General features: G+C 69.4%; 17 protein-coding genes. 8 read left to right on the forward strand and 9 right to left on the reverse strand.

Annotation, left to right across the window (positions count from 1 at the left end; translation table 11 throughout):
• Positions 1–381: 381 nt before the first annotated feature.
• Positions 382–738, reverse strand: a complete 357-nt coding sequence (locus VGS97_RS08305; RefSeq protein ID WP_326852684.1) for a hypothetical protein — start codon at positions 736–738, stop codon at positions 382–384.
• 121 nt (positions 739–859) lie between these two features.
• On the opposite strand from VGS97_RS08305, the gene VGS97_RS08310 reads away from it, so the two are divergent.
• Positions 860–3,820 (forward strand): DUF6493 family protein, encoded by a 2,961-nt coding sequence (locus VGS97_RS08310; protein WP_326852685.1) that lies wholly within the window; start codon positions 860–862, stop codon positions 3,818–3,820.
• A gap of 142 nt (positions 3,821–3,962) precedes the next feature.
• On the opposite strand, the gene VGS97_RS08315 is transcribed toward VGS97_RS08310, so the two are convergent.
• Positions 3,963–4,931, reverse strand: coding sequence for a helix-turn-helix transcriptional regulator (locus VGS97_RS08315; protein ID WP_326852686.1), 969 nt, complete (start codon positions 4,929–4,931; stop codon positions 3,963–3,965).
• A gap of 552 nt (positions 4,932–5,483) precedes the next feature.
• Positions 5,484–6,071 (reverse strand): hypothetical protein, encoded by a 588-nt coding sequence (locus VGS97_RS08320; RefSeq protein WP_326852687.1) that lies wholly within the window; start codon positions 6,069–6,071, stop codon positions 5,484–5,486.
• A gap of 490 nt (positions 6,072–6,561) precedes the next feature.
• Between VGS97_RS08320 and VGS97_RS08325 the strand changes: the two genes are divergently transcribed.
• The 4 genes from VGS97_RS08325 (at position 6,562) to VGS97_RS08340 (ending at position 9,801) form a co-directional block, all read left to right on the forward strand.
• A complete protein-coding gene (locus VGS97_RS08325) occupies positions 6,562–6,972 on the forward strand; it encodes a DUF3052 family protein (protein ID WP_326852688.1) in 411 nt (136 codons plus the stop codon).
• Between the two features lie 71 nt (positions 6,973–7,043).
• Positions 7,044–7,856: an N-formylglutamate amidohydrolase gene (locus tag VGS97_RS08330; RefSeq protein WP_326852689.1), complete on the forward strand. Its 813-nt coding sequence runs from the start codon at positions 7,044–7,046 to the stop codon at positions 7,854–7,856.
• The gene (locus VGS97_RS08335) at positions 7,853–8,506 is read left to right on the forward strand and encodes a pentapeptide repeat-containing protein (RefSeq protein WP_326852690.1); all 654 of its coding nucleotides are present in this window, start codon (positions 7,853–7,855) and stop codon (positions 8,504–8,506) included. The genes VGS97_RS08330 and VGS97_RS08335 overlap by 4 nt, the downstream gene beginning before the upstream one ends.
• An 86-nt stretch (positions 8,507–8,592) precedes the next feature.
• Entirely contained in the window at positions 8,593–9,801 is a 1,209-nt protein-coding gene (locus tag VGS97_RS08340) for a serpin family protein (RefSeq protein ID WP_326852691.1), read from the forward strand.
• 19 nt (positions 9,802–9,820) lie between these two features.
• On the opposite strand, the gene VGS97_RS08345 is transcribed toward VGS97_RS08340, so the two are convergent.
• Positions 9,821–11,380: an alpha-amylase family glycosyl hydrolase gene (locus VGS97_RS08345; RefSeq protein WP_349262044.1), complete on the reverse strand. Its 1,560-nt coding sequence runs from the start codon at positions 11,378–11,380 to the stop codon at positions 9,821–9,823.
• Positions 11,381–11,773: 393 nt separating this feature from the next.
• Here VGS97_RS08345 and VGS97_RS08350 point away from each other — a divergent pair, with 393 nt between their 5' ends.
• The gene (locus VGS97_RS08350; protein WP_326852693.1) at positions 11,774–12,649 is read left to right on the forward strand and encodes a hypothetical protein; all 876 of its coding nucleotides are present in this window, start codon (positions 11,774–11,776) and stop codon (positions 12,647–12,649) included.
• Between the two features lie 37 nt (positions 12,650–12,686).
• Here the strand turns inward: VGS97_RS08350 and VGS97_RS08355 are convergent, their stop codons facing one another.
• Both VGS97_RS08355 and VGS97_RS08360 read right to left on the reverse strand, forming a co-directional pair.
• Entirely contained in the window at positions 12,687–13,661 is a 975-nt protein-coding gene (locus tag VGS97_RS08355) for an aldo/keto reductase (protein ID WP_349262045.1), read from the reverse strand.
• Between the two features lie 12 nt (positions 13,662–13,673).
• Positions 13,674–14,678 carry an NAD(P)-dependent oxidoreductase gene (locus tag VGS97_RS08360; RefSeq protein ID WP_326852695.1) on the reverse strand — a complete coding sequence of 335 codons (1,005 nt, stop codon included), beginning with the start codon at positions 14,676–14,678 and terminating at the stop codon, positions 13,674–13,676.
• Between the two features lie 337 nt (positions 14,679–15,015).
• Here VGS97_RS08360 and VGS97_RS08365 point away from each other — a divergent pair, with 337 nt between their 5' ends.
• Both VGS97_RS08365 and VGS97_RS08370 read left to right on the forward strand, forming a co-directional pair.
• On the forward strand, positions 15,016–15,702 hold the full coding sequence (locus VGS97_RS08365; RefSeq protein WP_326852696.1) for a hypothetical protein: 687 nt from the start codon (positions 15,016–15,018) through the stop codon (positions 15,700–15,702).
• Positions 15,674–16,342: an O-methyltransferase gene (locus VGS97_RS08370; RefSeq protein WP_326852697.1), complete on the forward strand. Its 669-nt coding sequence runs from the start codon at positions 15,674–15,676 to the stop codon at positions 16,340–16,342. The genes VGS97_RS08365 and VGS97_RS08370 overlap by 29 nt, the downstream gene beginning before the upstream one ends.
• An 84-nt stretch (positions 16,343–16,426) precedes the next feature.
• Here VGS97_RS08370 and VGS97_RS08375 read toward each other — a convergent pair whose 3' ends face one another.
• The 3 genes from VGS97_RS08375 to VGS97_RS08385 form a co-directional block, all read right to left on the reverse strand.
• The gene (locus tag VGS97_RS08375; protein ID WP_326852698.1) at positions 16,427–17,014 is read right to left on the reverse strand and encodes a DNA-3-methyladenine glycosylase I; all 588 of its coding nucleotides are present in this window, start codon (positions 17,012–17,014) and stop codon (positions 16,427–16,429) included.
• Between the two features lie 233 nt (positions 17,015–17,247).
• The gene (locus VGS97_RS08380) at positions 17,248–18,000 is read right to left on the reverse strand and encodes an acVLRF1 family peptidyl-tRNA hydrolase (RefSeq protein WP_326852699.1); all 753 of its coding nucleotides are present in this window, start codon (positions 17,998–18,000) and stop codon (positions 17,248–17,250) included.
• A 132-nt stretch (positions 18,001–18,132) separates the two neighbouring features.
• Positions 18,133–18,412 (reverse strand): VOC family protein (locus VGS97_RS08385; RefSeq protein WP_326852700.1); only part of this gene is annotated, 280 nt, incomplete at its 5' end.

Consider the following 18,412-nt stretch of genomic DNA (forward strand, 5'->3'; position numbering starts at 1 on the left):
GGACTCCATAACTACTGGACAAACAACTGTCCAGCATCCCGACGCGATCAAACCCGGGGCACATCAGGCGCTGTACCGCAGCGGATCCTATGCGTTGAAGCGATACCAGCAGCAGATCACTGACCAGGTGGCGCAGCACGCGCACGAGTTCGGCATCGGCCGACAGCGAACCGGACACCCGAGGCCGTCGTGCCCGAAGCTGCGAAACCTGGACCGAAAAACCCCCGAACTTCCCGCGCCGCGCACGAGCAGTTGCGCCTTCTCTGGCCCCGTCGATCGACCCGAGGTCATATCAACACGAAGTCACATCGACACGAGGTCATGTCGACACAGGGCGATCCGCTACGGGCCAATCGACGCGGAGCCAGCGGTTCCGCGGGGTCAGCGGTTCTTGCGGCCGAGCGCGTGCGCCGTGTTGACCAGCGCGATTCCGACCCATGCGACGCCGATCGCGAACACGTTCCCGTGGCTCGTGCCCGCCACGATCCCGGTGACCGGAATGCCCGCGACCAGCGAGCTGATGGCGAGCCAGGTCGAGGCGCGGTCCGACGAATGCGCGTCGTGGTGGCGACGCTCCGGCTTCGGCGGATTGCGCGTGGCCGCCACGCGGGCCGCGATCTCGCGCTCGAAACGGTCGGCCAGGGACGCGGCGATCGCGTCCTCGTACTCCGGGCCGAGTTCGCGCCGGGCGGCCAGCGCGGCGGCGATCTCTTCCGGGGTCAGTTCGGCGGCAGTCATGAGGGAACTGTACCGCGATATAGCGCGAGTCAGGCCCCCGAGAACGGTCACCGTGCGGTACCGCACGTAGATGATGCACGTAAACGTACATTGCACCCCCGTTGACCGCTAAAGTCGTGCCATGGCGTGGGGTTCTGGCGCGTGGGCGGTCGAGGAGAGCGACGCCCGCGTCGAGTGGTCCGAACTGCGTGCGTTGATCGCACGGCGGATCCCTGAGCATGTGCTGCGTCGGCTGGCCTACGCGCCCGCCGACGAGCTCGCGCACCTGCGCCCGCAACTCAAGGCCCTGCGCACCGAGCTGCGCGCCGCGCTGCGGTCGGGCGACCGGGCCGCGCACGACGAGGCGTACGGCCAGCTCGCGCCGCTGTACCTCGCGGGAGTGCTGTGCTCGGGCGATCCGGCGGAGGCCCTGGACTGGCTGACCAGTCCGGTGCTGCGCGACGCGGCCTGGCAGGGGCCTGACGGAAGTAGCCGCGAACCGGAGCTGCGCAGGATCCTGCTGACGCTGCTGCTCGACCACCGGGACGGCGCCTGGCAACGGGATCTGGCCGGGCGGCTGGCCCGCTGGCTGCCGGTCGGCGGCGATCCGCGGCGCTGGCAGCTGGTGGACGGGCTGGCCGCGTGGTCCGGGGCCGCTCCGTCAGCCGGCGACGGCTATGTGATCGGCTGGGTACGGCACGGATCGGCCGTCTGGCGCGATCACACGCGCGGGCGGCTCGACGTACGCGAGTGGTTCGCCGAACAGGGTTGGCGTCCGCCCGCACCGCACTACGCGACGCTGGTGGAGTGGCTGCGTGCGCAGCCGCGGCTGGCCGAACTCGTTCCACGGCTGTTCGAGGTCGCCGACATCGGCACCGAGTTGGACAACGTCAACGTCGCGGCCGATTTCACCGCCGACTTCACCGCCGATATCGCAGCCGACGGCCCAGCGTTCGAAGACACTGCGCCGGAGGATGCGGTGTCTGATAACGCCATTAACACCGTGTCCGATGACACCGCCTCCGGAGACGAGGGCGGCGACACGAGGGCGGCACGGCGTCTGCGTGCCGAGAACGAGTGGGCGAGCGCGCTCGCGATGCTGGCCGCCGAGGGGACGCTCGAACGGCAGGAACTGCTCGACCTGTGCCTGGCGAAACTGCTGCGCGGCGACCGGCCGGGCAACCTGCGCGGCTTCGTGCTGCTGACGCTGCGGCTCGCGCCTAGTGTGGACGAGATCGCCGCACGGCTCGCGACGTACGTCGCGCTGGCGGCGCGCGGCGCGGCGCCGTCCGCCCGGCTGGCTCAGGCTGGCCTCAAGGAGCTGGACGCCGCCGGGCGTCTGGGTACTGTCACGCTCGCCGAGGTGTCCAAAGCCGTCCTCGCGCGGCCCGAGAAGAGTCTGGTGGCCACGCAGCTGTCATGGGTGGACGCGGACATGCGCCGGAACCGCGGCGCCGCGCCCGCGCTGCTGCGCGCGGTCAGCGCGGCGTTCCCACATCCGGCGGTGACCGTACAGGAACGGGCACTGCGCGTCGTGATGCGGCATTTGAGGCATCTGACGGCCACGCAGATCGCCGAACTGCACGAGGCAGCGCGCGAACTGGACGCGGTGCTGCGTGACGAGGCGCTACGCGTATTCGGCGGCGGCGTGGACGGCCTGCTCGCCACGGCCGCGATCCCCGCCACACCGCTGCCCGCTTATCATCCCCCTGAACCGCCGAAGCCACTGAGTTCGGTTGCCGAGCTGGTAGAACTCTTCGAGGCTGTTCTGGCCGACCCGGATGCCGGCGCCGATCCGCACACGGTCGAGAACATCCTCGACACGGCGGTGGCCGAATACGAGCGCGATGCCGAGACTCTGGCCGAGGCGCTCGAACCACTGGCGGTACGCTACCCGCCGAAGGACTTCGAATCCCGGGATCAGTGGGCGGTCGGTGGCGCGATGCGCTGCCTGCTCCATGCGCTGCTGGGCCAGGATCAGCGCCTCGTCGCCGTGATGAACGAACTGTACGGCAGCGGTGAGCAGCGTGTGTCCGCACCGGATCGGGCAGTGCTCTACCGCGTGTACGAACTCGTCGGAAACCTGGGACGGGTCCGGATCCCGTGCCTGCTGTCCACTCCGACGCAAGGCAACGGCGCGATCGATCCCGAAGTGCTGCGCTATCGCCTGGAGCGCTACGAGCGCTCGCGCGCGGTGCCGCTGCCCTGCGACCTGGAACTGGCGCTGCTGCGTGTGCCGGTCGAGGAGGCGCAGGAGATCCTGGCCGCCTCCCCGCTGCTCGCGACGCCCGCCGGAAAGGAACTCGCCGCGCTGTTCGCCTGGGGCGAGGGAGCGTTGCCGGTCTTCGAACGCTTCGTCATCCGGCGCTCGGAGACGATGCGCATCGCGCCGCGCTTCTCTCCCTTCCACGAGCTGATCGCCGCGCCGGACCGACCGCCGTCGCCGATCACGGCACTGTCGCGGCTGCCCGATCCCGACGACGCGGAACTGTTCGCCGGCGATGGATCCAGCGCACAGACGGCACGAACGGCACTGTGGCCGCCGCTGCTGCCGTATCACCCGGAAATCGTCGCCGCGCACGCGATCCCGGTGCTGTATCAACAGGCGAACGACGCCCGCGATCGCAATGCCCTGCTGCCGCTGCTCGCCACGACGGCGGGCTGGCCGGGCGCGGTCACCCACCTCGCGCTGGCGTACGGCCTGGCCGCGGGTCGCGCAGAGAACCGGGCCGGCGCCGTGGAGGCGATGGTCACGCTTGCCGCGCGCGGGCTGCTGGATCCGCGTGCGCTCGGTGCCCTGTGCGGCGAGCTGTGGGTGGAACGGATGGTCAAGCCGAACCGCCTGCTCTCGGCGCTCGACGCGGCGGCGCAGGCGGGGGCACGGCGGGAGGTCTTCGCCACCATCGCGGGCGCGCTGCTGGCGCTGGCGCCGCGGCCGACGGTCAGGGGCCTGCCCGACCTGCTGGTCCTGGGCGCGGAGTGCGCGAGAACGGCGGACCTGCACGAGGACATCCCGGAGTTGGCCGATCTCGCCGCGCTGGCCAAGCCGACACGTGTCGCGACCGAGGCACGCCGCTTCCGGCGCATTCTCAGCACCGGCTGACCGATCGATTCAGTACCGCTCGATTCAGCGCCGAATCACCGGCTGCTGAGTCACTGTACGCATCCCCGCGTCAGCCACTGCCCGACGACTCAGCCGGCTGACGACCGCCGCCTGACGGATCGTCCGCTGTCGCCGACGGTCGTCAGGCGGCTGCTCCCTGGGGCGACCGGCGGCGCCCCTGGCGGTCCTCGCGATCTTCGCGGACCTCCATCCGCTCGGGCAGCCCGATGTCGACCGGACCGCCGATGGCGGCGAGGTACCGCTGCGGCGTGGTGCCGGTGACCGCCCTGAACTCGCGGTTGAAGTGCGACTGGTCGTAGTAGCCGCACCGGTCCGCCAGTTCGGCGAGGGAGAGTCCCCCGCGCACCAGCAGCCCGACCGCGCGGCGGAATCGCGCCATCCGCACGACGGCGCCCGGGGTCAGCCCGACCTGCTCGTGGAAGGCCAGTTCCAGGCGCCGCTGGCTCCAGCCCAGCTCGGCGGCCAGCTTCCCGCCGGCGGCGCGCGGGCGCGCCACCTCCAGCCACGACCAGGCCTGCCGCACCAGCAGCGAGCCCTCCTGCCCGCGATCGGCGCGGTCCGCGAAGAACGCGTCGAGCAGGTGGAAGCACTCGGCCCAGCCCGGAGCCTCCTCCAGGTGCTGCTCAAGGGCGCCGGTCCCGCGGCCGAGCACCGCGGCGGCAGGGAAGACCGCGTTGGTGATCTCGTGCATGGCGCAGCCGAGCAGTTCGTAGGCCCCGGCAGGGGTGAACATCACCTCGACGCCGCCCACGACGCCGGTGTGCGAAAGCCGCAGGCAACGGGTGCGCAGCCCGATCACGAAAGCGGTGAACGGCTGCGGACCGCTTCCCGCGCCGGTCGCGTCCTCAAGGGTCACCGGCGGGCCGAACCCGAAGATCACGCAAGGCAACCCGACCGGGATCTCGACCCGGGAGCGCGGCCCCGCCGTCGTGATCCGGAAGCCCCGGTAGCGGGCGACCGCGTTCTGTAGATGGGGCGCCGGACGGCCGACGGCCACCTCCCAGGTTCCCTGCGCGGTGGAACCGGAACGCACCTGGACGCGGCGACTGCTCAGCGCGTCGCGCATCACACGTCCGCTAGTCCCGATCACGCAGCCGAACGTACCGTTGTCCGGTAGCACTATTCAATCAAAAGGCGTATACGTTCGGTGAACGTCAGACCTCAATACGCACCCCCGTATGGCGTCCACGTGCGTTGCGCACCAGATCGCGATCTTCGATTTTTTCCTATACCGGGACGGGGCCGTGGGGCGAGAGTAAAGAGGTCCGGTGATCGACGGCGACGATGTTCCAGACGCGTGCCGGGGGCGCGCCGAGACCATCCGCGTCCTGGTCGCCGGCCGGGTGAACGCTCTTCGGAGTCTGTTTCGGAGGGCTTGGATGACACGGCAGCGGGTCAGGGCGTGTTCGCCAACCACGCCGAACGGGGGCTGTACCGCCCGCGCCGGTCATTCCCGGAGGCCGGCGACGGCCGACGCGGCGGTTCCGACCCCCCCTCGGAACCGCCGCGCTTCCGTTTCCGCCCCATGACCCCTCTTCGAACGTGACCGTGGCCGACGGCGCAGGGACGGCCACGGTCACATTCGAAGAGCCCCATGACTACTAACGCGTCTCGGCCACCCGGCCGCGGACGCGTTCGCCGGTCACCAGTCCTGCACCGCCTCCCAGCCGACGAAGACGAGGCTCTCGCCGCTCGCCGCGTAGTGGCGCATGAGCGGCAGGTCGGGGGCGTAGACGTGCACCGAGTACGCAGCCACCCGGCCTTCGTTCGTCACCTCGTGCACATGCCGCTCGTCGAACGCCCGGCCTGCCCCTGCACGCAACGTCCTGACGCTCCCCTCGCCGCCGGGCAGGTGCAGCGGTTCGCCGAACGTGTGGCCCGGGGGCACGTGCACCGAACGCTCCGTCAGTTCACCGGCGACGGCGACCATCGCTCCGGACGCGCCGCCGTGATCGTGCCATCCGGTCCCGGTGCCCGGCGGCCAGGCGATCAGCCAGGCCTGCATGTCCGGACCGGCATCCAGCGGCAGCCATGTGCGCTGGTCGGGCTCGGTCGCGAGCCGGTCGACGAGTCCCGGCTCGGCGGCCAGGCGCTTGGCGCCGGCCAGCAGCAGCGCCAACCCGGGGCCGGCCTTCGCCGCCCCAGCGGGTGTGGGACCGCCAGTGGAGACAGTTGCTGCGGACGCCGCGGCGAGGCTGAGTGGCGCGGTGTCCGGCGGGTTCGCATCCATGTGCGCGCACCTTGCTTTCCGTACTCGAGTTCCCCGAACCGATTCGAGACGCAGTCAAGAAAAAGGCAATGCAATATCGCCGCGCGGCCGGAGACCATACGGTCGTGCGGCGGGATGCAGAAGAAAGGCGCACGCTCATTCAGAACGTGCTGTAGCGGTTGGCGCGGCTATCAAGTGCCGTGTGTGCGTAGCGCGTGGCCGCGCGGTCGACGTGCCAGGTGGCGCCGACGTCAGGCGGTACAGATAGCGCTGGCGTACCGGACGAGGTCCCGATAGACGCACGCGCGAAGGATCTGAATACCGCTATTCACGTCGTTCACGGTACCGAGGCCGGTATTCCGGCGTCAATTCACCCGCCCCGCGCCTTAGCATCAAACTTGAAACAAATTGCGACGCTGTAACAGGATCGCAGTAGTCCCGCAGTAGTCCCGCAGCGGACCAGAGCGGCCCACAGTGGCGGAAAGCTCGGCGACCAGCGATCCTGGTCGGCATGGCCGGCTATTCCGTGACGCCACTGGCGCGCAAACTCGGGATCAAGTCCGGGCACGGCATCGCCCTGCTCAACGCGCCGTCCGGCTTCCCCGACCTGCTCGAACCGCTGCCGGACGCAACGACGACCACGACCTCGCTCGACGGCGGCGGCCCGTTCGACGTCGTGGTCGGCTTCACGACCCGGCGCGACACACTGGTGCGGTGGGTCGCCGAGGTGCGGCCGGTGCTGGCCCCGGCGGGCGGGTTCTGGGTCGCCTGGCCCAAGAAGGCCTCGAAGGTGCCGACCGAGGTGACCGAGGAGACCGTGCGCGAGGTGGCGCTGCCGACGGGCCTGGTGGACAACAAAGTCTGCGCGATCGACGACACGTGGTCGGGCTTGCGTCTGGTGATCCGCCGCGAGCTGCGGTGACTGTTCGTCACGCGGTTTGACACGCCGTGTGCCGCGTTGGTTGTCGGTGCGGTCGGCTACCGTGGCCGGAAATGCCCGCACACCTTACGGTCCCCGGTTCGCCACGCAGTCCCGTCGTGCTGCACGTGCCGCACGGCGCGCGCCACGTGCCTGACGCGGTGCGCGCGGGGATCGTGCTCGACAACGCCGAGTTGGTGGCCGAACTCGACCGGATGACCGACACGGATACCGGTCTGATCGCACGGCGTGCGGCGCAGGCGACGACATCGGGGCCGTGGATCTTCGAGAACCGCGCGTCGCGGCTCGTGGTCGATCCGGAACGCTTCCCGGATGAGCGTGAGGAGATGCGCGCGGTGGGCATGGGCGCGGTCTACACGAGGACTTCGCAGGGCACGCCGCTACGGCACCCCGACCCGGAGCAAGAGCAGGCCCTGCTCGACGAATACTTCACGCCCTACGCCGACGCGATCGCGGAACTCGTCGACGACCGGCTCACCACCACCGGACGCGCGGTCATCCTCGACGTGCACTCATATCCCAGCAAACCGTTGCCGTATGAGCTGCACACGGACGGCACACGTCCGTCGGTGTGCATAGGCACCGACGTGTTCCACACCCCCGACTGGCTGCTGGACGCCGCACGCACGGCGTTCGAGCCCTGCGGCGACGTGGCGCTCAACACGCCGTTCGCCGGGTGCTACGTCCCGCTGCGGCACTACGGCACGAACGCGTCGGTCGTGGCTGTGATGATCGAGATCCGCCGGGACACCTACCTGACCGAACCGGCCGGCCCGCCGACGCCGCGCCTGGGCAACGTGGCGGCCGCGCTCGCCCGCCTCGTCGACCGCATCGACTCCCGACTTTCCCTTACGGAGCACTCGTGACCGCACCGCAGCAGCTCGCCGACCTGCCCTACGCCGACACGCTTCGGCCGTTCGAGGGAGAGTTCGGCGACGGCGAGGACGACTTCGACGCCGTGCACTTCGACGGCACGGTCTTCGACGAGCCATCCCTGGGCGGCGCACGGTTCATGGACTGCGCGTTCGAGTCGGTCAGCTTCGAGGGCGGCCGGCTGCGCCGCTCGCGGTTCAGCGACGTGTGGTTCCACGAGTCCCGGCTGATCTCGACCGACCTGGCGCAGACCGAGTGGACGGACGCCGCGTTCGTCGCGGTCGGGGCGGCGGGCATCCAGGCCTTCGACGCGCAGCTGCGCCGGGTCGTGTTCGAGCGCTGCAAGTTCGACTCGCTGAACCTGCGCGGCGCCCGGCTGGTCGAAGTCGTCTTCGACCACTGCCTGCTGCGCGACGCGGACTTCGGCGGCGCCGCGCTGACCAGGGTCTCGTTCCCCGGTTCGCGGCTGGTCGACGCGGACTTCACAAAGGCGGCGTGCGAACAGGTGGACCTGCGCGGCGCGCAGCTGGGCATCACCGCGGGGTTCGAAGCACTGCGCGGCACGATGATCGACAGCACCCAGCTGATGGAACTCGCCCCCGCACTCGCACAGTCGCTCGGCATCACGGTGTCAGATATTTAGGCGCCTACAGGCACTCATCTGACGCCCTGTCGCTCAGAGAGCTCCACCAGCACGCGGGGGCAACCGGCCGCACGTACTGTGGTGCCGTGGCATACGACGACATGGTGCAGGCGGCTGTCAGTGGCGCGAACGGGCTGACCGCGCGGTGGGCGCGAACCTGGGACAGCGGCGGGACCATCTTGTCCGGGGCCGGGGCCTGGCCGCTGCTGTCAGCTCTGGCCGAGGCCGCCGACGACCCGGCGCGCGGCGAGTTGGCCGAGGCGGTCGGCCTCCCGGCGGACGAGGCGCTCGACGCCGCACGCGAACTGCTGCGCATCCTCGAACAGAGCCCGGCCGTACACACCGCGCTCGGTCTGTGGACGGCCCTGTCCGTGCCGATCAACGCACAATGGGCGGCGCGGCTTCCGTCGGCTGCGCACGGCGTGCTCGACCCGGATCCGGCGCGCGCGCAGGCTGCTCTCGACGCGTGGGTGGAGAAGGAGACCGAAGGCCTGCTGCACCACATGCCGGTGCAGGTCCAGCCAAGCACGCTGCTGCTCCTGGCCAGCGCGTTGACGGTGCGTACGCAGTGGGAGCGGCCATTCGACACGTCGCCGACCGCCGGACGCGGTCCGTGGGCCGAGCGGCGTGCACTGGCCGGGCTGTTTCGCACGACGGCTCTCTCCGAGGCCGGGTTCCGCGTCGCGATGTCCGACGACGGTCCGGTCACTCTCGCGACCGTTCGAGGGCGCAACGGCATCGACGTCGTACTCGCGCTCGGCGAGCCGGACGCGCACCCCGGCGCCGTGCTCGCCACAGCGGCCGCGACCTGCGGGCCGCTGTCCGAGCCCGGCCTGCGGATCGAACGAATCGAATCGGTGGACCTCGCCCGCCCGCACCCCGGCCCCGGCCTGACCGTCGCCGAGATCCACGGCTTCAATCCGGAGCCGACCGCGAGCCTGCAAACTGTGGCGTTCACCGTCGACGCGCACCACGACCTGCTGAAGCAGGCCGGCCTGTTCGGTCTGCGCACTGCGTCGGACGGCTCGGTGGGCCATTTCCCGGGCATCAGCGGCGTGCCGCTCTACGTGCAGGAAGCGGCGCAGGACGCTACGGCGTCGTTCTCCGCCGAGGGTTTCGTCGCGGCGGCCGTCACCGCCGTGTCCATGTCCAGGGCCGCAGCGATGCCGAGCGGCACCGCGCTGCGACTGACCGCGTCGTTCGACCGACCCTTCGGCTTCGCCGCAGTGCACCGTGACACCGGGCTGGTACTGGTCTGCGGTTGGGTCACCGATCCGGACGACTATCCGCGGTAACGCTCCTGAAGCGCTGCGCTCAACTCGCGCCGCCGAGTTCGAACACACCGTACGAGAACGGCTCTGCCCGCAGCTCGCGCCCCACGATCGTCACGCCGCGCACCTCGACCCCGCGCAGTTCCAAGCCGCCGTCGGCGGCGAGACCGGATGCGTCGAAACTCGCCGCCTCACGCCTGGGGTTGGCAACCACGAGATGAGTGCCGCCGCGCGTGTAGACGAACGGATAGCCGGTGTTCAGCACGTCGACCGAGCCGCTCGCGCCGAGCTGCGGATGCGCCTTGCGCAACGCGATCAACCTTCTGACCTGGCTGAGCAGCGAGCCGGGGTCGTCACGCTGGGCCGCGACGGTGGGCCTGTCCCGGTCGGGGTCGATCGGCAGATAAAGCAGGTTGGACGGCGCTGCGGAGAAGCCCGCGTTCGCCGTGCCGTCCCACTGCATCGGCGTGCGCGAACCCTGACGCGACTCGTCGTTGAGCGCGCTGCCCTCCTTGTCCGGCAGGCCGGGCACGAACCGCATGCCGATCTCGTCGCCGTAGTAGATCACCGGCAGCGTGGGCCAGGTCAGCAGGAACGCGAACGCCGGGGCGACCATGTCGCGGGTGCGGGTGCCGCAGGCCAGCCGGGAGAAGTCGTGGTTCGCGGTGGGCAGCGCGATGTATCCGGAGCCGTCGATCACCGTGTCGGCCTCCCGCCAGGCGGCGAGGAACTCCTTCATCGAGCCCTCGCCCTCGGGGGCGAAGTAGCACGGGTCGGTGCCCCACGCGGCGGCGTGGCTGCCCTGGGAGTTGTCCCACAGCGAGCGCAGCGCGCGCCCGACGAAGTGCAGGAAGAAGTCCACGTGAATGCCCGCGGGCACCGAGGTCTTGGGGTCGCCCCATTCGACCAGCAGCGCGCGGTCCGGGTAGCTCCGGTCGATCCACTCGCGCATCTCGCCCCACAGCGCCGCGGTGGCCGACCGGTCCGGGTCGTCCTTGACCAGCGAATAGGCCATGTCCACCCGGAACCCGGAAACACCGCGGTCGAACCAGTACGCCATGATCTCGCGCAGCGCCGCCCGGTTGGCCCTCGGCCCCGGGGCGTCCACCGGCTGGCGCCAGGGCTCGGCCGGGTTCATGCGTGCGTAGCCGTAGTTGAGCGCGGGCTGGATCGGATAGAAGTTCGCCAGATAGTAGCCGGGGCGGCGGCCCGGGGACGGTATCCAGTTGCGCACCGGAGCGTGGACGGAGTCCGACCAGATGTACCGGTCGTCGGTCGCGTCGTCAGCGGAGCGCTTGAACCACTCGTGCAGATGCGAGGTGTGCCCGGCAACCAGGTCGAGCATGATGCGTATACCGCGCGAGCGTGCCGCGTCGACGAGGCGTTCGAAGTCCTCGTTCGTGCCGTAGCGCGGGGCGATCGTGAGGTAGTCGGCGACGTCGTAACCCGCATCGCCGAACTCGGAGACGAAGCACGGGTTGAGCCACACCGTGTTCACGCCGAGCCACTGGAGGTAATCGAGCCGGTCCAGGAGACCGGGCAGATCGCCGACACCGTCCCCGTTCGAGTCGGCGTAGCTCTGCGGATAGATCTGGTAGAACACCGCGTCGGCGAGCCAATCGGGCAGCTTACGCGCGGCGCGCGGCTCATCCTGACCGATTGGACCGGTTGCCGCGTCGCTCCCCTCAAGATCCCCGAAATCGAGTTCGTTCACTGCCGTGACATTCCCCAAGGTGTCGTCGCCCACTTACGTATTATGGCTCTTCGAAGTCAACCGGGGCTTCTTGTCGCGGCTATAGGCTCGTCCGCCGCTGCACGTCGGCCGACCCTGCGCCGTCAGCCACGGTCACTTCGAAGAGCGCGCACTGTCTGACCGCGCACTGTCTGACACTGCCACACAAGCCGGGCTCGAATCGGCGCGCTCCCCCCGCTCGGCGGTCGATCTGCGTCGGCCGACGGGCTGCGTTCGCGGACGGCTGCCGCTACGGTGTCCGCCATGAGGTTGCTGGTGGCACGCCGCACTGCGGTTCTTTCCGGAGCCGCGGTGCTACTCGGCGCGTTGGCCGCGTGTTCGACCGGCGGATCGCCGTCGTCGGCCGCGACGACCACGTCCAAGGCCGCGAAGCCGACCGCTGCGGCGACATACGACCCGATGGCCGGGCCGGTCGAGACGCCCGCGCAACTGCCGAAGTCGTGCTCGAAGATCCTTGAGGACACCGACCTGACCGCCGCCTTCGGCTCGCCGCAGGTCGGCGACACCTCGTATGGCAGCTATGCCCCACTACCGAACATCGGCCGCACTGGCAGGGTGACCTGCGGCTTCATCATCGGGATCGACCCGTTCGGCCACCCCGGCCCGGCCGGCGTCACCGTCTCGATCATCACGTACAACACCGCCGCCAACGCGGTGCGCCGGGCCGCCACGGAAGTCGACAACACCGTGGCGAAGGGCGCGACCGCGCAGCCGGTGCTGGTAAACGGCCACCCGGCCACGATCCTGGCCGGGCCCGCGACCGCCCCCTCTCCCGCAGCCAGCCCCGCCGCATCAGGTACGGCCACGTCGGCCACGGCCACGCCCGCCGGTCAGCCGCCGTCCAGCAGCCCGGCGCAACCCGCGCCGTCAGCGACCGCTTCAGCGTCAGGCGGCAACACCGAACTGGTGATGGCGGACGGCAACCGCACGTTCGTCATCACGATCCCCGTGTCGAAGGTGTCCGGCAGCGCCGCCGCCACCACACTGGTCAACATCATGGCGCTGGTCTACCAACACACGCTCCCATCGCCCGCCGCACCGACGACGACCGCAGCACCCTCCGCGTCTACGTCTACGTCCGCGACTTCCGCCGCGTCACCGAAGCCCAGCACCACCTGACAGCTGCCGGAGCAGTCCGGCCGCCCGCAATTCCCGATCAGACGCCGATGCCTACGACCTCGTGCGGGGTGTACGGCGCCTCAAGCTCGGCGACCTCCTCGGACGTGAGCTGCACCGACAGCGACGCGATCGCGTCCTCCAGATGCTGCGGCTTGGTCGCGCCGACGATCGGCGCGGTGACCACCGGGTTGCGCGAGAGCCAGGCCAGCGCGATCTGCGCCCGAGGCAGCCCGCGCCGCTCGGCGATCGCGGCCACCGCCTCGACGATGCGCCGATCGCCTTCCTGGTACAACCCGGACGCGAACCGGTCGCTCGCACCGCGCTCACTGCTCTCGTCCCAGTCGCGGGTCAGCCGACCGCGGGCCAGCGGGCTCCACGGGATCACACCGACCCCTTGGTCCGCGCACAGCGGCAGCATCTCCCGCTCTTCTTCGCGGTAGAGCAGATTGTAGTGATTTTGCATGGTCGCAAACGGCGTCCATCCGTGCGCTCGCGCGATGTACAGCGCTTTCGCGAACTGCCATGCGTACATCGACGAAGCGCCGATGTACCGGGCCTTTCCCGCCTTCACCACGTCGTGCAGTGCTTCGAGAGTCTCCTCGATCGGCGTCGCGTGGTCCCAGCGGTGGATCTGGTAGAGGTCGACGTAGTCGGTGCCCAGCCGTCGCAGGCTGTTGTCGATCTCGGTGAAGATCGCCTTCCGGGACAGACCGCCGATATTCGGCGCCTTACGCTCGGTGAAGTAGACCTTGGTGGCCAGCACGACCTCGTCGCGCCGGGCGAAGTCACGCAGCGCGCGGCCGGTGATCTCCTCGCTGCTGCCGCCGGAGTAGCTGTTGGCCGTGTCGAAGAAGTTGATACCGGCTTCGAGCGCGCGCTTGATGAACGAACGCGACGTCTCCTCGTCCAGCACCCACTGGTGGCCGCCGCGGGCTCGGTCGCCGAAGCTCATACAGCCCAGGCAGATCCGCGAGACGTCCAGGCCGGTCGAGCCCAGCTTGACGTACTGCATGTCCATGTTCTGTCACTCTCCTGTATGCGGCTCGGCACCGGTCGATGCAGTGCCGTTCGATCTGGCACCGCCCGATCTGGCACTGTCCGATGCGACACTGTCCGGATCGCTGCTCTCAGATTCGCCGTCGTCCGGCTCGATCTCGTCGCGCCAGCTGTGCCGAGGCCGGTAGCCGAGCAGTCGGCCGGCCTTGTCGATCGACAGCAGCGTTTCGTGCTCGCCGAGTTCGTGCAGCACCGGCACGCCCGGATAGACATCGGCGGCGAGGCTCTCGCTGGTGCGGGTGGCCATGACGGTGTCGGCGTTGGCGATGATGAAGACCTCGAAGCCCGGGTTCGGGTACTCCAGCGCCAGGCGCACGGCCTGTGCGCCGTCCCGCGCATCGATGTACGACCACAGATTCCACTTGCGCAGCGACGGGTCGGCGTCGAAGGCCGGGAACGCGGCGTAGTCCTGCGGCTCCATCACGTTGGAGAACCGCAGGCCGATGATCTTCAGCTGCGGATCCCAGCGGGCGAACTGCGCCGCCATCTGCTCGTCGAGGTGCTTGGCCAGCGAGTAGGAGGACTCGGGCCGGGCCGGATACTGCTCGTCCACCGGGATGTACGGCGGCGGGGTCTCGAACGGCAGGCCGAGCACGGTCTCGCTGGACGCCCACACCACGTTGCGGATCCCGGCCTGCCGTGCCCCGGCGAAGACGTTGTAGGAGCAGCGGATGTTGTCGGCGAACGTGGCCGCGTTGGTCGCGACGCCCGGTCCGGGAATGGCGGCGAGGTGCACGACGGCGTCGAGGCCGTGGTGCCGGTCGTCGATCGCGGTGAGTGCCTCGACGACCTGGCCGAAGTCGGTCAGCTCCAAGCGGGTGAACGCCGCGTGCGCACGCGGGTGCACCGGCGGTGGAACCCGGTCGAGGACGTGGACCTCGTACCCGTGGTCGAGCAGTTCGGCGACCACGGCGCGGCCGAGCTTCCCGCTGCCTCCGGTCACGGCCACTCGTCCTGCGATGCGATCCGTCATGTGCACCCCTGCCTCCGTACCGGCGCCTCGGGCTCGCGGCGATCTTCAGCAAAGCTATCAAGCCACGAGCAGCAACGGGGAGCGGCGGCCCGAGGGCCGTGCACGGACAAAGCGCGGGGTAATCGCGAAGCCCATCACGGCCCATCACGGCACTTCGAACCCGGCCATCACCGGACCGGATCAGTGGTTCGTCAGAAGGCTGTTCCATGACCGTGGCAGGCGATCCAATGGAGCTATCTTTAATATATCCATACCAGGACAAAGGGTTCCGATGCATCCCCCGTCAGGCGTAGATTCCCAAGCCGTACAAGGGAATGCGCACGAAAGGAGCGCGGCGGTGTCCACTGCCCTCGCGGTCGGGACGGGACTGTGCTGGACGTTGGCCTACTTGCTGATCATCCGGGTCGGCCTGCGCGAGCGGACGTACGGCATGCCCCTGGTGGCGTTCGCCGCCAACCTATCCTGGGAATTCATCTACGCCTTCGTGCATCCCTCGAATGGCGTACAGCACGTCATCAATGTCGTGTGGTTCCTGCTCGACTGTGTGATCGGCTACACGGTCGTCCGGTTCGGCCCGAGCGAGTTCCCGTACCTGCCCCGCCGCGTGTTCTACGGCTGCCTGGTCGCGCTGCTCGCGTTCACCTATCCGGCGGTGTATCTGGTCGGCACGCAGTTCGACGCGGGTGACGGGGTGTTGTCGGCGTTCATGATGAACCTGATGATGTCCGCGCTGTTCATCGCGATGTTCATGGCCCGCCAGGCCGGGCGGGGGCAATCTGTGGGCATCGCGACCGCGAAGCTGGCCGGTACCGCGTTCGCCTCCGGCTCGCTCGCGGTGAAGGGCGACCTGGCCGCGCGTTATCACGGCGGGTTGCTGCCGTACCTGTACATCGCGATCTTCGTACTCGATCTCGTGTACCTCGGGTTGGTGCTGTCCGTGCGCGCGGTTCCGGTATCGTCGGCCGCAGCGGAGCCGATCACGGGAGTGACGATCTATGAGCGAGCCGACGTGGACAGCCGTTGACGAGTACTTCAACGCGGCGCTGATCCCGGCCGATCCGGTGCTCGACGCGGCCGTGCAGCTCAGCGCGGCCGAGGGGCTGCCGGACATCGCCGTGGCGCCGAACCAGGGCAGGCTGCTCAACCTGATCGCACGCATCCACGGCGCGCGGCGGATCCTTGAGGTGGGCACGCTCGGCGGGTACTCGACGATCTGGCTGGCCCGCGCACTGCCGGCGGACGGCGTACTGGTCAGCCTGGAGGTCAATCCGCACCACGCCGAGGTGGCGCGCGCGAACCTGAAGTCGGCCGGGCTTGCCGAGAAGGCACAGGTGCGGGTCGGCCGCGGGGTGGACAGTCTCGCTGCTCTGGCCGAGGAGCGGCCTGCGCCCTTCGACCTGGTCTTCATCGACGCGGACAAGCCCTCCAACCCGGAGTACCTCGCCTGGGCGCTGCGCCTGTCGCGGCCGGGCACGGTCATCGTGGTCGACAACGTGGTGCGAAACGGCGCGGTCATCGACGCGGCGAGCACGGATCCGACCGTCCAGGGCACGCGCCGGCTCTTCGATGCGATCGCCGCCGAACCGCGGCTGGACGCGACGGCGATCCAGACCACCGGCGTGAAGGGCTATGACGGCTTCGTCCTCGCCCTGGTCAACAGCTGAGTCCCCGTCACCTCACCGCCGCGCACCGGGCCGGAACAAGCTAGGAGTACAACCTCGCTTGCGGTCAGCGTCCGGCATTAACGGTCAGTCGGACTTCTCCCGCCTGGCGTGGCAGTCCACCAAGTGGTCGTCGACCAATCCGCAAGCCTGCATCAGCGCGTAGCAGGTCGTCGGGCCGACGAATACGAAGCCTGCCTTTTTCAGTGCTCTGGCGAGCGCGGTCGACTCGGCGGTCACCGCCGGGATGTCGCCGGAGTCGCGCGGCGCCGGTTTGGGCTCGGCGGGGGCGTAGGACCAGATCAGATCGGACAGACCCGCATCGAGCGCGGCGGCGGTGCGGGCGTTGGCGATGGCCGCGTTGATCTTCAGCCGGTTGCGCACGATCCCGGCATCGGCGAGCAGCCGCTCGACGTCGTGCTCATCGAAGGCCGCGACCCGCTCGATCGCGAAGTCGGCGAACGCGGACCGGAACGCCGGGCGCTTGCGCAGGATCGTCAGCCACGACAGCCCGGACTGGAAGGCCTCCAGGCACAGCCGTTCGAACAGCGCGTCATCGCCGCGCAGCGGCTGCCCCCATTCGTCGTCGTGGTACGCGACATAATCCGCGGTCTCACCGGCCCACGGACAGCGCATGAGTCCGTCCTCACCGATGATCACACTGCGCTCGCCCATTTGTCCGTGCGTCTCCGTCCCTGCCTGATCCTTCGCCGTGCACTCGGGACAGATCCTGCCAGGCGCCACCGTCAAAATTCGAGGCGCGAAAGATCTGGCGCAGAAGAGCGGTGGCATCCGGGCGCAGCCAGGGCGGACACCCACGGCGAGGGTGATCCTGCCGCCGAACCGCAGCAGCTCAAGGCCGACAAGCCTCGCAGGGTGGATGGCGGATGGCTGGGAGGCATCTGCGGTCAAGACTGTTCAACGAGCCTGATGCGCACAGCACGGAAGCCCTCCCGCGCCTTCAGCAGATCGGCCGCTTTGGGATCGCCGACGTTGACGAACGACGTGGTCTCCTTCGGCCAGAGTGGCTTGAGGCGTACGTCTGTCCGCAGCGCGCTGATCGCCCCGGCATCGCCGCCGACGACGAGCGCGTCCAGGTCCGCGGCGCGTGGAAGCAGAAGCCGCGCCGCCGTATCCGCAGCAGCCGCGTAAGCCTCACGGGCCTGGCCCTCGCGGCGCCGCGCGAAGCGTTGCTGCGACCAGCCGCCCGCCTTGGTACGCCCCTGCACGTGCCGCGCGCCGATTTTCGACTCCGCCAGGCGGGTGCCCTCGAAGATACCGACCGCGAAGCCGCCACGGCGCACCAACAGCACGCCGACAGTGCGGTCGGCGAGTGCGTGCGCGACCAGACGGTCGATCAGACTGGCGTCCGGTCCAGCGTCCGGGCCGGTGCCGGTCCCGGTGGCGGTGTCAGTGGCGGGGTCAAAATCCAGGCGCGGGGCGGGGCTCAACGGAGGGAACGGCACGTGGCAAGTCGCCGTGGAGCCGTCAGCGGCGGCGAGTTCGACCGCCTCGCCGCCGCCGGACGCTTCGTCGGTCACGAGGCTCGGCTCGTGAGCGAGCCCGTCGTGCCGCTGCGCGAAGCCGTCGCACCATCGAGCGAAGCGGTCCGGGCCGACTTCGACCCACATGCCGCCGCCCGCCGCCGGTCTACTCGCCATGTCGGCAAACAGTACCGGCGACGGGCGGCGCCGTTCAGGCCAGGCTCACGATCAAGTCAGCCTCGATCAAGTCAGATCCGCGATCAGATCATCGGATGACCGTGATGAGTGATCGTGACGTGGGCCTGTTAACTAGCTCTTGGGCATGGAGATGATCGAGAACCCACTGCCGGCCATGTCCTCGACGACGGCCATCCGGCCGACCGACATGTCCGTCGGCGGCAGCATCACCTTGCCGCCGATGCGGGTGACCGTGGTCACCGCCGCGTCGACGTCCGCAACGGAGAAGTAGGTGTTCCAGAAGTTCGGCGTCCCCGCCGGGATCTGCGCCGGCTTGGCACCGATGCCGCCGCGCTGCTGGCCCTTGATCTTGAACGTGTGGTACTCGCCCGGGAAGTCCGGGAACTTGTCG

The sequence above is a fragment of the Actinocrinis sp. genome (genome assembly GCF_035946395.1).
Classification (GTDB): domain Bacteria; phylum Actinomycetota; class Actinomycetes; order Streptomycetales; family Catenulisporaceae; genus Actinocrinis.

Coding starts and splice junctions, on each gene's coding strand:
- VGS97_RS08350 (WP_326852693.1), top strand. CDS start 11,774: ATGAGGTTGCTGGTGGCACGCCGCACTGCGGTTCTTTCCGGAGCCGCG.
- VGS97_RS08310 (WP_326852685.1), top strand. CDS start 860: ATGGCGTGGGGTTCTGGCGCGTGGGCGGTCGAGGAGAGCGACGCCCGC.
- VGS97_RS08325 (WP_326852688.1), top strand. CDS start 6,562: ATGGCCGGCTATTCCGTGACGCCACTGGCGCGCAAACTCGGGATCAAG.
- VGS97_RS08360 (WP_326852695.1), bottom strand. CDS start 14,678: ATGACGGATCGCATCGCAGGACGAGTGGCCGTGACCGGAGGCAGCGGG.
- VGS97_RS08370 (WP_326852697.1), top strand. CDS start 15,674: ATGAGCGAGCCGACGTGGACAGCCGTTGACGAGTACTTCAACGCGGCG.
- VGS97_RS08355 (WP_349262045.1), bottom strand. CDS start 13,661: ATGCAGTACGTCAAGCTGGGCTCGACCGGCCTGGACGTCTCGCGGATC.
- VGS97_RS08375 (WP_326852698.1), bottom strand. CDS start 17,014: ATGGGCGAGCGCAGTGTGATCATCGGTGAGGACGGACTCATGCGCTGT.
- VGS97_RS08330 (WP_326852689.1), top strand. CDS start 7,044: ATGCCCGCACACCTTACGGTCCCCGGTTCGCCACGCAGTCCCGTCGTG.
- VGS97_RS08320 (WP_326852687.1), bottom strand. CDS start 6,071: ATGGATGCGAACCCGCCGGACACCGCGCCACTCAGCCTCGCCGCGGCG.
- VGS97_RS08380 (WP_326852699.1), bottom strand. CDS start 18,000: ATGGCGAGTAGACCGGCGGCGGGCGGCGGCATGTGGGTCGAAGTCGGC.
- VGS97_RS08305 (WP_326852684.1), bottom strand. CDS start 738: ATGACTGCCGCCGAACTGACCCCGGAAGAGATCGCCGCCGCGCTGGCC.